Below are 13,247 nucleotides of genomic sequence, written 5' to 3'. Positions count from 1 at the left end.
CGGGCTAGCGTTGCACGCGTGTCCGATGATCTCTTCAGCGCCACCGACGATCGCGAGCCGGGCGATGCGACGACGGCACCGCTGGCGGTGCGGATGCGACCCCGCTCCGTGGACGAGGTCCGGGGGCAACGTGACGCACTGAAGCAAGGGAGCCCGCTGCGCCGGCTCATCGAGGGTGCCAAGGGTGCCGCCGGACCGGTGTCGGCGATCCTGTGGGGACCGCCCGGCACCGGTAAGACCACGCTCGCGCACCTGGTCGCCAACGCCTCCGATCGTCGGTTCGTCGAGCTGTCCGCGATCAACGCCGGTGTCAAGGACGTGCGGGCCGTCATGGAGCAGGCAACACGCGAGCGAAGTCTCTACGGGCGGCAGACCGTGCTCTTCCTGGACGAGATCCACCGGTTCAGCAAGGCCCAGCAGGACGCACTGCTCCCGGGCGTCGAGAACCGCCTGGTGGTGCTGGTCGCGGCGACCACCGAGAACCCGAGTTTCAGCGTGATCGCACCGTTGCTGTCGCGGTCGATGCTGGTCCGCCTGGAGTCGCTCGATGATCAGGACATTGCCGGGCTGCTCGATGACGCCGTGGTCGAATCGCGAGGACTGGCAGGCGATTTCGAGCTGTCCGACGACGCACGCGCGCACCTGGTGCGGATGGCGGGAGGCGACGCCCGGCGATCGCTGACGGCGCTCGAGGCGGCGGCAGGTGTCGCGCAGGACGCTGCCGGCGCGGGCACGCATCCGGTTCCCATCGAGCTGCCGCACGTCGAGCAGGCGATGGCCACCGCCGCGGTTCGCTACGACCGCGCCGGTGACCAGCACTACGACGTCGCCAGCGCGCTGATCAAGTCGATGCGGGGGAGTGACGTCGATGCGGCGCTGCACTACCTCGCGCGCATGCTCGAAGCGGGGGAGGACCCGCGGTTCATCGCGCGCCGCATCGTCATCAGCGCCAGTGAGGACGTCGGTATGGCGGACCCGACGGCTCTGCAGACGGCCGTCGCAGCGATGCACGCGGTCGCACAGATCGGTATGCCGGAGGCACGCATCATCCTGGGTCAGGCCGTGGTGCACAACGCCCTCGCGCCGAAGTCGAACGCGGCATACCGCGGCATCAACGCGGCGATCGAGGACGTGCGTGCCGGGCACGGGGGAGCGGTCCCGCCGCATCTGCGTGGTTCGAGCTACGCGGGAGCGGCGGCCCTGGGGCACGGTGACGGCTATCGCTACACGCACGACGAGCCCGGCGGGGTCGGCCCGCAGCAGTTCCTTCCGGACGACCTGGTCGAGGCCGACTACTACCAGCCGACCGATCGTGGGTGGGAGCAGAACCTCGGTCCGCGGTGGCGATCCTTGCGTTCGGTGATCCGAGGGCTGGACGTGCCGGACTGAAATCGGCCCGGGCGCCGGTGCGCGGTGGTAAACAAGTAACGATCTCGTTTCACGGCTGTAAACACCACACGCCACAATAGGTTTCGTGACAGCGTGAGGGGATCGTCCCGTCGCTTCACCGAATCGGAGTAAACAATGCGTAGGTCGAGCAAGATCGCTGCCGCCGTCGTACTGATGGCCATGCCACTGGCCGCGTGCAGCAGCAGTGGGCCCAGCAACTCGAACACCTCGGCCAAGGGGTCGTCGACACCCAGGGCCAAGGTGAAGTCTTCCGCCATGGACGCCTCGGTCAAGGGCCCGGCGCCGGCAGTGGCCGGCGCCAAGACGGGCGGGACGCTGACGATCACGGACTCCGGTGCTCCGCCGACGTGGGACCCGGCCGGTGCCTACTACGAGTTCTCGATGGGCATCCTGTCCGGCTTGGTGACGCGTGGCCTGACCGGCTACCAGATCAACAAGGACGGCGTTTCGACCTTGGTGCCCGACCTTGGTGCCGACCTCGGCAAGGAGTCGGCCGACGGCAAGACGTGGACCTTCAAGATCAAACCCGGGATGAAGTACAGCAACGGCGAGACGGTGAAGGCGGCCGACTTCGTCTACGCGATCAAGCGGTCCTTCGACCCCACCCTCGGCGGCCAGGGCCCGGTCCCGTACCTGCAGACCTACCTCGTCGGCGGTGACAAGTACCAAGGTCCGTTCAAGGATGCGAGCACGGACTTCAAGGGCGTCACCGCCCAGGGCGACGACACCGTCGTGTTCCACCTGACGCGCAAGTGGCCGACGCTGCCCTATTACCTGGCGTTCCCGGCGGCCTCGCCGGTGCCTCAGTCGGCGGAGAAGAAGGCGACCTACGAGCAGAACCCGCTCGCCACCGGCCCGTACCAGGTGAAGAAGTTCACCAAGGGCACCGAGATCGTGCTGGAGAAGAACCCGCAGTGGGACGCCAAGTCCGACCCGATCCGGCATCAGTACCCGAACACCGTCGACGTCAAGCTGGGCGTCACCGCCCCCACCGAGCAACAGCGAATCTTCGCGAACTCGGGTGACGGCGCGTCGACGTTGGACATCTCCGGTCTTGACGCGGGTCTGGAGACCAAGGCCAAGTCGCAGTCGAAGCAGGTGCTGTTCGGTCAGTCGCCGTGCGAGTCCTACCTGCCTCTCGACTCCACGAAGATTCCGCTTGCCGTGCGCAAGGCGATCGCGGTGGCCTACCCGTACGAGCAGACCCGCAAAGCGGGCGGCGAAAGCAACCTGACCTTCGACCCGGCGACGACGTACGCGCCGCCGCAGGTGCCCGGCATCAAGCAGTACCCGCCGGTGAACGGTCTCACCGGTCAGGGCAGCGGTGACCCCGCCAAGGCCAAGGCCATGCTGAAGAAGGCCAACAAACTGGGCTTCGAGCTGTCCTGGTACTACGTCGGCGGCAAGGGCCAGGATGTCGCTGCGAACACCGCGCTGAAGACCGGGATGCAGGAGGCCGGGTTCAAGGTCAAGGACGTCCCGGTCAGTCAGGAAGAGATCTCCAGCAAGATCAACGACCCGAAGGCGTCGCAGAACGTCGGCCAGGGCATCAGTTCGTGGTGCTACGACTGGCCGTCGGGTGACTCCATCTACCCGCAGCTGTTCAGCTCGACAACCGCGAAGGACGGCCGTTCGGCCGCCAACCTGCGGGACCCCGCGGTCGACAAGGAGTTGACCCGTATCAGTTCGATGGATCCGACCGCAGCCGCACCGGAATGGCTCAAGCTCGACAAGCAGATGACCGCGCAGGTCATGGGGATCCCGTTGTCCTACTCGAAGAGCAGCTATGTCTTCGGCAACAAGGTCCACAACATCGTCAACGACGCGAACAAGGGACTGCCGGACTTCGCGCAGGTCTGGGTCAACTGAGATCCAGGTCACCCAATGTAACGATTGGGTGACCTTCAGTCCGACTCGGTTGTGGCTTCCGCTTGCTGTGGCATCGTTAACGCGTCACAGCGGGCGGGGGCACGGCGGGTGACCACTGAAAGAGTCGGTAGAGATCTCGCTTGCCGGCATCCAAGAACTCTATGGAGGATCGATGACCGCTGGGCCAGGCGGCGTCAATGAGACGCTGACGGAGGTCGGTCAAGTCCACGGGACCGACGGCACGACCGCAGTCCTGGGCAAGACCGACCACAGCGGTGGGGGGCAGCAGAGCAAGTCTCCGGCGCAGATCGCGTTCGCGCGGTTGCGCAAGGACCGGGTGGCCGTCGGATGTGCGATCGTCATCGCCCTCTTCCTGTTGATGGGCATCTTCGCCCCGTTGATCGCCGGGATCGAGGGCCAGTCGCCGACTGCCGCCCACTACGACCTCATCGGTGACGACAACCTCCCCACGTTCTACTCGAACAGCTCGCACTGGTTCGGCGTCACCTCCAACACCGGGTACGACGTGTTCGCACGGTTCGTCTACGGCATCCGGCCGTCGTTCCTCATCGCACTGATCGTCACGATCGTCACGACCATCATCGGCGTGGTGCTCGGCCTCGCGGCCGGTTTCTTCGGTGGCTGGATCGACCGGGTCATCGGCTGGTTCGTCGACTTCACCCTGTCGCTGCCGTTCCTGCTCTTCGCGATCGCGCTCGTGCCGATCATGACCTCGTACATCGTGCCCGGCGGGGAACCCACCTCCGGTGAAGCACAGAAGATCCGCATCGTCGCGCTCTTCATCGCGCTGATCGCCTTCGGTTGGGCCGGCCTGTGCCGCCTGATCCGCGGTGAAGTTCTGGCGCTGCGGGAACGGGAGTTCGTGCAGGCCGCACGGTCCCTCGGTTCCCCGACCAAACGCATCCTGTTCAAGGAGATGCTGCCCAACCTGACCAGCGTGATCCTGGTGGCGTTCACCACCGCACTGCCCGCGTGGATCGGCGCGGAAGCCGGTCTGTCCTACCTCGGTGTCGGCATCAGCCTGCCGACGGCGGACTGGGGTCTGGACATCTCGCAGGGGCAGCAGCAGATGCAGGCCTTCCCGTTGCCGATGCTCGTGCCGTTGGTCGGTCTGCTCATCCTCGTGCTCTGTCTGAGCCTGCTCGGCGACGCCGTCTCCGACGCCTTCAACCCGAACACGCGCCGCTGACGCCTGTTCCTCGGCAACAGAACACAACACAGACTCTTCCCGGGCTGTGCCGGGAAGTTACACAAAGGGAGAAACACAAATGCGCTGGACTAAATTGGTCGCGCTGTCGGCTGCGGGAGTCACCGCGGTCTCGTTGGCTGCGTGCAGCAGCGGCGGCCCGTCGGGCAATGGCAGCGGCTCCGGCAGCGGCGGCGACAACACCGCCGCGGCCCAGCAGACCGACGCCGCCGTCGCGGCGACGAACCCGAACCTGAAGGGTCCCGCTCCGGCGGTCAAGGGTGCCAAGAAGGGCGGCACGATCTACATCGACGACTCGTCGAACCCGCCCACCATGGACCCGGCCGGCATCTACTACGTCGACTCGAACGCGTTCGCGTCGCAGTACCTGTACCGCACCCTGACGCAGTACAAGATCGTCAAGGGCAAGCCGGTCCTGGTGCCGGACATGGCGACCAACGTCGGCACCCCCTCGGCCGACGGCCTGACCTGGACGTTCAAGATCAAGCCGGGCCTGAAGTACTCCGACGGTTCCCCGGTCAAGATCCAGGACTTCGTCTACGGCATGGAACGCTCCTTCGCCAAGGAGAGCGTCGCGCTCAACGGCACCGACTACCAGCGCCAGTACCTCGTCGACGGCAAGACCTACAAGGGTCCCTACAAGCAGCCGAACGCCAAGTTCGGTGGCGTCACCACCAAGGGCACCGACACGCTGGTCTTCCACCTGACCAAGAAGGTCCCGTCGTTCAACTACTTCGCCTCGTTCCCGGAGTTCACCCCGGTCCCGAAGGCCAAGGACACCAAGACCGACTACCAGAAGCACCCGCTGTCCACCGGTCCGTACAAGGTCGACACCTACAACATCGGCTCCAAGCTGGTGCTGTCGCGCAACACCAACTGGGACGCGAACAGCGACCCGGTGCGCAACGCCTACCCGGACAAGGTGCAGATCAACCTGGCCGTCACCGACCTGGCGTCGCAGCAGCGCGTCCTGGCCAACAGTGGTGCCGGCTCGAACACCGTCAACATCGGCCCGATCGACTCCTCGCTGGCGTCGAAGGTGACCGGTGCACAGAAGAACCAGTTCGCGATCGGCCCGTCGTCGTGTGAGTACTACATCAACCTCAACGTCAACAAGATCCCGCTCGAGGTCCGTAAGGCGGTTGGTTACGCCTACCCGTTCGACCAGATCCGCAAGGCCGGTGGCCTGTCCAAGCTGAACTACCAGCCGGCCACCACCTACGCGGCGCCGAGCCTGCAGGGTTACAAGAAGTACACCCCGCTGCCCTACGCCACCGGTCAGGGTGCGGGTGACCCGGCCAAGGCCAAGGCCATCCTGAAGAAGGCCAACAAGCTGGGCTTCCAGTTGTCCTACTACTACACCGGTGACGACCCGCAGGCCGTCGCGGCGAACACCGCCAAGAAGGCCGGTCTGGAGAAGGCCGGCTTCAAGGTCAAGGACATCCCGGTTCCCAAGGCGGAGCGCACCAAGAAGATCGCCGACCCGAACGCGCCGGTCAACATGAGCAACGGTACGCCGGGCTGGTGCTACGACTGGCCGACCGGTGACTCGGTCTACCCGGTGCTGTTCAGCGGCGAGGGCATTGCCGATGGCACGACCGTGGGTCAGTTGAAGGACGCGACGGTCAACGCCAAGATGGACAAGATCGGTGCCATGGACCCGACGAAGGCGGCGCCCGAGTGGGCGAAGCTGGACCAGGAGATCATGACGAAGTACCTGCCCGGTCTGCCGGACTACTACTCGATGAACACCGCGACGTTCGGTAAGAACGTCGGCAACGTCGAGTTGAACCCGATCATCAGCATGCCGAGCCTGGCCCAGCTCTGGGTCAAGAACTGACGCAGGTCGTCACATCCGTTGGTGACCGGAGTGGGGAGCATCGCTTCCACCGCTCCGGTCACCAACGGGTCACCATCTTTCTAGGAGCCTCTACGTGATCGTCTACATCGCCCGGCGGTTGCTGCTCGCAATCTCGGTGCTGTTCGCGACAATCGTGCTGACCTTCGGCCTGTTCTTCACCGGGCCGGCCAAGGACGGCGTCGCGTACCAGATCTGCGGGACCAAGTGCACCACTCAGAAGGTGCAGGACATCAACCACGGTCTCGGGTTGGACAAGCCGGTTGTCAACCAGTTCGGCACGTACGTCAAGGGATTGGTCGCCGGGCGCGACATCACCAATGACGGCGAAGTGACCGGGCACTGCTCGGCCCCGTGCCTGGGTTGGTCCTACGTGCAGAGCCAGTCCGTGACCGACCAGGTCAAACAGGTCATGCCGGTGACCTTCGCCATCGTCTTCGGCGGATTGCTGGTCTACGTGCCGCTGGGACTGTTGCTCGGCGTGGTCTGCGGCCGCAACCGCGGCTCGACCCTGGACCGGATCCTGGTGGGCGTCTCGCAGGTCATCAGCGCCATGCCCTACTACGCGATCGCGTTGCTCCTCAACCTCTATCTCATCTTCACCTGGAAGGTGTTGCCGGCCACCGGTTACACCCCGCTGACCGAGAGCCCGGGGACGTGGTTCAAGGGATTCATCGCGATCTGGGTGATCTTCGGTCTGTTCGCCGCGATGACCTACGTGCGGTACGTCCGAGCGTTCATGATCAACACACTGTCCAGCGACTTCGTGCGTACCGCGAGGTCCAAGGGAATCTCCGAGCGACGGGTCGTCTGGCGACATGCGCTGCGCGCGACCGTCGCGCCATACCTGACGTTGATCGGTGTGGATGTCGCCGTCCAGTTGTCCGGTTCGATCTTCACCGAGCAGGTGTTCAATGTCCGGGGGATCGGTCGACTGTCGCTCGACGCGATCAACACCAACGACCTCCCGGTGATCGCCGGCACGGTGCTGGTGGCCGCGACGTTCATCGTGCTCGGAAACCTCCTCGTCGACCTCTTGTACGTTGCCGTCGACCCGACAGTGAAGCTGACATGACCCAGACAACAACCTCACCGGCCGCAGGCGAGCCGGGCACGCAGCGCCGCCCACCCCTGGACCCGAACGCACCCGTCGTCCTCACCGTCGAGGACCTGAAGGTGCAGTTCCCGACCGAGGAAGGCCTGATCAGCGCGGTCAACGGCGTCTCCTACGAAGTGAAAGCCGGCCAGACCCTGGCGATCGTCGGCGAGTCCGGCTCCGGCAAGAGCGTCTCCTCGATGGCCGTCATGGGTCTGCACGACCCGAAGCGCAGCCGCATCAGCGGCTCGATCAAGCTGGACGGTCAGGAGCTCGTGGGAGCGTCGCAGGCGGAGTTCCGCAAGCTGCGCAGCGAGACCGTGGCGATGATCTTCCAGGACCCGCAGTCCTCTCTGCACCCGTTCAAGAAGGTCGGGGCGCAGATCGCCGAGGCGTACCTCGCGCACCACAAGGTGTCCAAGTCGGTCGCCGCGAAGCGGGCCGTCGAGATGCTGGACCGGGTGGGTGTGCCCAACCCGGACCGGCGCGCCAAGCAGTACCCGTTCGAGTTCTCCGGTGGTATGCGCCAGCGCGCGATGATCGCGCTCGGCCTGGTCAACGACCCGAAGCTGCTCATCGCGGACGAGCCGACGACGGCGCTGGACGTGACCGTGCAGGCCCAGATCCTGGATCTGATGAACGACCTGCAGCGTGAGTTCGGTTCGGCGATCATCATGATCACCCACGACCTGGCCGTTGTTGCGGAGGTCGCCGACCACGTCCTCGTGATGTATGCCGGCCGCAGCGTCGAGCACGGCACGGCGCAGGAGATCCTGGCCAACCCGCGGATGCCCTACACCTGGGGCCTGCTGAGCTCGGTGCCGTCGCTGACGGCGGACGTCGGCTCGGACCTGCGGCCGATCCCCGGCAACCCGCCGAGCCTGCTGAACCTGCCCGACGGCTGCTCCTTCCGACCGCGCTGCCCCTACTCGGACCGTGTTCCGGACAACCGGTGCGCGACCGAGATGCCGGAGTTCCTCGAAGTGCCGGGTGAGCCTGGACGACTCGCCCGTTGCCACTTGGCCGACCCTGCCGCGATCTTCGCCGACGAAGTCGCCCCCACGCTGGAGTGATCGATGACTGACAACACCACTGACGCCGCAGAGGGCGCAGGCTCCGTCGACATCCGCAAGACAGATGGCGACGCGCAACCGGCCGAGACGATCGTGCACGAATCGAAGCGGGACCGTGAGGTGCTGCTGACCGTCAAGGACCTCGTCAAGCACTTCCCGGTCAAGGAGTACTCCGGGCTCTTCCCGAAGACGCTGCAGACGCGGGCGGTCGACGGCGTGAGCTTCGACCTGGCCAAGGGGGAGACCCTCGGCCTGGTCGGCGAGTCCGGCTGTGGCAAGACCACGACCGGACGCCTGGTCACCCGGCTGTTGGACCCGACCAGCGGCTCCATCGACTTCCAGGGTCGCGAGATCGCGCACCTGAAGGAGAAGGACCTGCGTCCGATGCGGCGCGACATCCAGATGATCTTCCAGGACCCCTACGGATCGCTGAACCCACGATTCACCGTCATGAAGATCATCGGTGCGCCGCTGGAGATCCACGGACTGGTGCCGAAGAACAAGATCAAGGCGCGGGTGCAGGAACTCCTGGAGACCGTCGGTCTGAACCCGGAGCACGTCAACCGCTACCCGAACGAGTTCTCCGGTGGACAGCGGCAGCGCATCGGTATCGCCCGCGCGCTGGCGGTGGAGCCGAAGGTCGTCGTGGCCGACGAGCCGGTCTCTGCACTGGATGTCTCCATCCAGGCGCAGGTGATGAACCTCATGAGCCAGCTGCGGCGTGACCTGGGCATCGCGTTCGTGTTCATCGCCCACGACCTCGGCATCGTGCGGCACTTCTGTGACCGGATCGCGGTGATGTACCTCGGCAAGATGGTCGAGGTCGGCGACCGCGAGGACATCTACGAGAAGCCGCAGCACCCGTACACGCAGGCGCTGCTGTCCGCCGCGCCCGACCTGAACGTCGTGCGTGGTGCGGTACCCAATGAGCGGATTCGACTGATCGGTGACGTGCCGAGCCCGATCGATCCGCCGAGCGGGTGCCGTTTCCGCACGCGCTGCTGGAAGGCGCAGGAGATCTGTGCTGCCGAGGAGCCGCCGCTGGAGCCGGCAGCAGACAAGCCGGAGCACACGATCGCGTGCCACTTCCCGGAGGTGAAGACCGACCTCGTCGCCGAGGCCGACGCCTCCTGACGACCCTGTGCCGTGATCGCCGGGCCCATGACACCGCGAGGTGTCATGGGCCCGGCGTCGTCATACCGCCGGTTTCGCTAGGCTGGGCGGCAACCATGGAACGAGATCTGTCATGAGTGTGTCCCTCGGGGACCTGGCCGGGATGATCGCCGCGTTGGCGTTCGTCGTCCTTGTGCTGCGCATGGGGTCCGTCGTGGGCAAGGCGGGCAAGGTGCTGGACGAGACACGCGCGGGCGTGCGCGAGATCACCGACGAGACCGTGCCGCTGCTGCGCGAGGTCACCGACACGGTCGCCGCGACCGGTCAGCAGCTCGCCAGACTCGACACGATCTCGTCGAACGTCGCGACCATGTCGACCAATGTCAGCGCGCTGACGTCCGTCGCCACGGCGACGGTCGGGCGGCCGCTGATCAAGATCGCGGCATTCTCCTACGGGGTGCGCTCGGCGGTCGACTCGCGGCGCACGAAGCCGCTGAACAAGGTCGGTGGTCGGTCGTGAAGTGGCTGGTGCCCGCTGCGCTGGCCGCCACCGGGGTTGCGCTGGTGAGCCGCCGCGGCACGCGCGAGCAGGTCGCCCGATTCCGCGACGACGTACGCCAGGGCATGGGCGCGCGCGAGACGCAGCTGCGCGAGGTGCTGGCGATGGACACCCACCTGACGTTGCCCGGCGAACGCTTGGCCGACGACGCGCGAGCTATCGAGGGCCGGTAGCGCCCCGCCTCCGACCCTTGAACTGACAAAGCATCGCGCCGAGAGCTCCTGGTCTCGACACGGGCTCGCCTGGCGGCCGGCCCCACTCGACCGGCTTGAGTGGGCTACTCGACCACCTCGGCGCGCGAAGCAAAGGAATTGATGATGGAAACCGCAGAGATCCGCCGCCGCTGGCTGGACTACTTCGAACGCAACGGCCACACCGTGGTCCCGTCCGCACCACTGATCTACGACGACCCCAACCTGCTGTTCGTGAACGCCGGCATGGTCCCGATGAAGCCCTACATGCTGGGCCAGCAGACACCGCCGTGGCAGCGCGCCACGAGCGTGCAGAAGTGCGTGCGCACGGGTGACATCGAGGAGGTCGGCAAGACCTCCCGCCACGGCACGTTCTTCCAGATGAACGGCAACTTCAGCTTCGGCGACTACTTCAAGGAAGGCGCCATCGAGTTCGCCTGGAATCTGCTGACGTCGGCGCAGGCCGACGGCGGTTACGGGCTGGATCCGGAGAAGCTGTGGCCGACCGTCTTCCAGGACGATGACGAGGCCTTCGCGATCTGGCACGAGCAGATCGGCATACCCGCCGAGCGGATCACCCGGCGGGACGAGAACGACAACTACTGGCACATGGGCGTTCCGGGTCCGGGCGGCCCGAGCTCGGAGATCTTCATCGACCGCGGGCCGGAGTACGGCGCGGACGGCGGCCCGGCGGTCGACGAGGACCGCTTCATGGAGATCTGGAACCTGGTCTTCATGCAGTCGGAGCTGTCCGCGGTGCGCAGCAAGGCCGACTTCGACGTCGTCGGGCCGCTGCCGACCCGCAACATCGACACCGGCATGGGCCTGGAGCGCATCGCCACCGTGCTGCAGGGCAAGGACAACCTCTACGAGATCGACGAGGTGTTCCCGGTGCTGGCCAAGGCGGCCGAGATGACCGGCAAGGTCTACGGCGCGCACTCCGGTCACTCGGCGACCTCGAGCCACCCGGACGACGTGCACCTGCGGGTCGTCGCCGACCACGTGCGGTCCTCGCTGATGCTCATCGGTGACGGTGTCACCCCGGGCAATGAGGGTCGCGGCTACGTGCTGCGCCGGATGTTGCGACGTGCCGTCCGCGCCATGCGACTGCTCGGCTACCGCGACAAGACGTTGCCGGAGCTGCTGCCGGTCAGCCTGGACCGGATGAAGGCGTCATACCCGGAGCTGGCGGCCGACTTCGGCCGGATCAGCCAGATCGCGTATGGCGAGGAAGATGCGTTCCGCCGCACCCTCGATCAGGGCACCACGATCCTGGACACCGCGGTGACCAAGGCCAAGCAGTCGTCCGCGGCGCTCGGTGGCAGCAGCACGCCGACGCTGCCCGGTTCGGAGGCTTTCGCGCTGCACGACACCTACGGTTTCCCGATCGACCTGACGCTGGAGATGGCAGCGGAGCAGGGCGTCGAGGTGGACCGCGACGGTTTCCGGCGGCTGATGACACAGCAGCGTGAGCGGGCCAAGGCAGACGCCAAGTCCAAGAAGTCCGGGCACGCCGACACCGCGATCTGGAAAGAACTCCGCGAGCTCGGCGCGACCGATTGGCAGGCGTACCAAGCACTTTCGACCGAGGGCAAGGTCGTCGGCCTGGTCTCTGACGGTCAGCGCGTCGAAGGCCTCGAGCAGGGTGCGACCGGCCAGGTCGTGCTCGACCGCACGACGTTCTACGCCGAGTCCGGTGGACAGATCGCGGACGAAGGAATCATCAGCACGCCGAACGGCCAGCTGCGGGTGCTCGACGTCCAGCGACCGGTCAAGGGACTGGTGGTGCACACCGTCGAAGTCGCATCCGGTGAAGTGAAGGTCGGCGAGCAGGTCGAGGCCCAGGTCGATCCGGACTGGCGCATCTCGGCGTGCCAGGCGCACTCCGGAACGCACGTCGTGCACGCGGCGTTGCGGCAGGTGCTCGGCCCGTCGGCGTTGCAGAGCGGGTCGTACAACAAGCCCGGCTACCTGCGGCTCGACTTCGCCTGGAACTCCGCGCTGTCGGCGGAGACCCGTTCGGAGATCGAGGAGGTCGCGAACCTCGCCGTCCGGCAAGACCTGCCCGTCTCCTCGCAGTACATGACGCTGCCCGAGGCCCGCGAGTGGGGCGCCCTGGCGCTCTTCGGTGAGACGTATGACGAGCAGGTGCGGGTCATCGAGATCGGCGGCCCCTGGTCGCGTGAACTCTGTGGTGGCACGCACGTGGCGCACTCGTCCCAGGTCGGTGCGCTGACCCTCACCGGTGAGTCGTCGGTCGGGTCCGGCGTGCGTCGGGTCGAGGCGTTCGTCGGGATGGACGCTCTGCGGTACCTCGCCAAGGAGCGCGCCATCGTCGCCGAGCTCGGTCGCCTGGTGAAGGCACAGCCCGGCGAACTGCGGGAGCGTGTCGAGGAACTGCTCACTCGGGTCAAGTCGGCGGAGCGGGAGATCGCGACCCTGCGTCAGCAGCAGCTGCAGGCGCAGGCGGGTGAGCTGCTCGCCGGTGCGAGTGACATCGGGGGAGTGCGCGTGCTCACCCACGACGGCGGCGAGCTCGGTGCCGACGAGGTGCGCTCGCTGGTCACCGGCCTGCGCGGCCGGCTCGGCGACGAGACGCCGAGCGTGGTCGCCGTGACGGGCTCGGCCAAGGGCCGGCCACTGATCGTCGTCGCGACCAACGCACGTGCGCGGGATCGTGGCATCAAGGCCGGCGACCTGGTGCGTACCGCAGCGGGCGTCCTCGGTGGCGGAGGCGGCGGCAAGCCGGACCTCGCACAGGGCGGCGGCACCGACGCGTCCGCGGTCGGCGCGGCTCTCGAAGCGGTCGAGAGCCAGCTGCGAACTCTCACCGGGGTCCAGTGAGGCCCG

General features: G+C 66.5%; 10 protein-coding genes. All 10 read left to right on the top strand.

The window, feature by feature from the left end; all coding sequences use genetic code 11:
* Positions 1–18 precede the first annotated feature (18 nt).
* The 10 genes from ACZ50J_RS13720 (at position 19) to alaS (ending at position 13,241) form a co-directional block, all read left to right on the top strand.
* Positions 19–1,389, top strand: coding sequence for a replication-associated recombination protein A (locus ACZ50J_RS13720; protein ID WP_464297712.1), 1,371 nt, complete (start codon positions 19–21; stop codon positions 1,387–1,389).
* 135 nt (positions 1,390–1,524) lie between these two features.
* Positions 1,525–3,279, top strand: a complete 1,755-nt coding sequence (locus ACZ50J_RS13715; protein WP_464297711.1) for an ABC transporter substrate-binding protein — start codon at positions 1,525–1,527, stop codon at positions 3,277–3,279.
* Between the two features lie 172 nt (positions 3,280–3,451).
* Positions 3,452–4,489, top strand: a complete 1,038-nt coding sequence (locus ACZ50J_RS13710) for an ABC transporter permease (protein WP_464297710.1) — start codon at positions 3,452–3,454, stop codon at positions 4,487–4,489.
* Positions 4,490–4,568: 79 nt separating this feature from the next.
* Positions 4,569–6,347: an ABC transporter substrate-binding protein gene (locus ACZ50J_RS13705; RefSeq protein ID WP_464297709.1), complete on the top strand. Its 1,779-nt coding sequence runs from the start codon at positions 4,569–4,571 to the stop codon at positions 6,345–6,347.
* 94 nt (positions 6,348–6,441) lie between these two features.
* The gene (locus tag ACZ50J_RS13700) at positions 6,442–7,440 is read left to right on the top strand and encodes an ABC transporter permease (protein ID WP_464297708.1); all 999 of its coding nucleotides are present in this window, start codon (positions 6,442–6,444) and stop codon (positions 7,438–7,440) included.
* Positions 7,437–8,534, top strand: a complete 1,098-nt coding sequence (locus ACZ50J_RS13695) for an ABC transporter ATP-binding protein (protein ID WP_464297707.1) — start codon at positions 7,437–7,439, stop codon at positions 8,532–8,534. The genes ACZ50J_RS13700 and ACZ50J_RS13695 overlap by 4 nt, the downstream gene beginning before the upstream one ends.
* Positions 8,535–8,537: 3 nt before the next feature.
* Complete coding sequence (locus tag ACZ50J_RS13690) at positions 8,538–9,668, top strand: ABC transporter ATP-binding protein (RefSeq protein ID WP_464297706.1); 1,131 nt, start codon at positions 8,538–8,540, stop codon at positions 9,666–9,668.
* A 118-nt stretch (positions 9,669–9,786) separates the two neighbouring features.
* Positions 9,787–10,167: a DUF948 domain-containing protein gene (locus tag ACZ50J_RS13685; protein ID WP_464301352.1), complete on the top strand. Its 381-nt coding sequence runs from the start codon at positions 9,787–9,789 to the stop codon at positions 10,165–10,167.
* Positions 10,164–10,379, top strand: coding sequence for a hypothetical protein (locus ACZ50J_RS13680; protein ID WP_464297705.1), 216 nt, complete (start codon positions 10,164–10,166; stop codon positions 10,377–10,379). The genes ACZ50J_RS13685 and ACZ50J_RS13680 overlap by 4 nt, the downstream gene beginning before the upstream one ends.
* A 144-nt stretch (positions 10,380–10,523) precedes the next feature.
* On the top strand, positions 10,524–13,241 hold the full coding sequence (alaS, locus tag ACZ50J_RS13675; RefSeq protein ID WP_464297704.1) for an alanine--tRNA ligase: 2,718 nt from the start codon (positions 10,524–10,526) through the stop codon (positions 13,239–13,241).
* The last annotated feature ends 6 nt before the right edge of the window (positions 13,242–13,247 follow it).

The sequence above is a fragment of the Flexivirga sp. G2 genome (genome assembly GCF_055397625.1).
The sequence above is the reverse complement of the archived record's forward strand: the minus strand, read 5'-3'. Positions and strand labels throughout refer to the sequence as shown.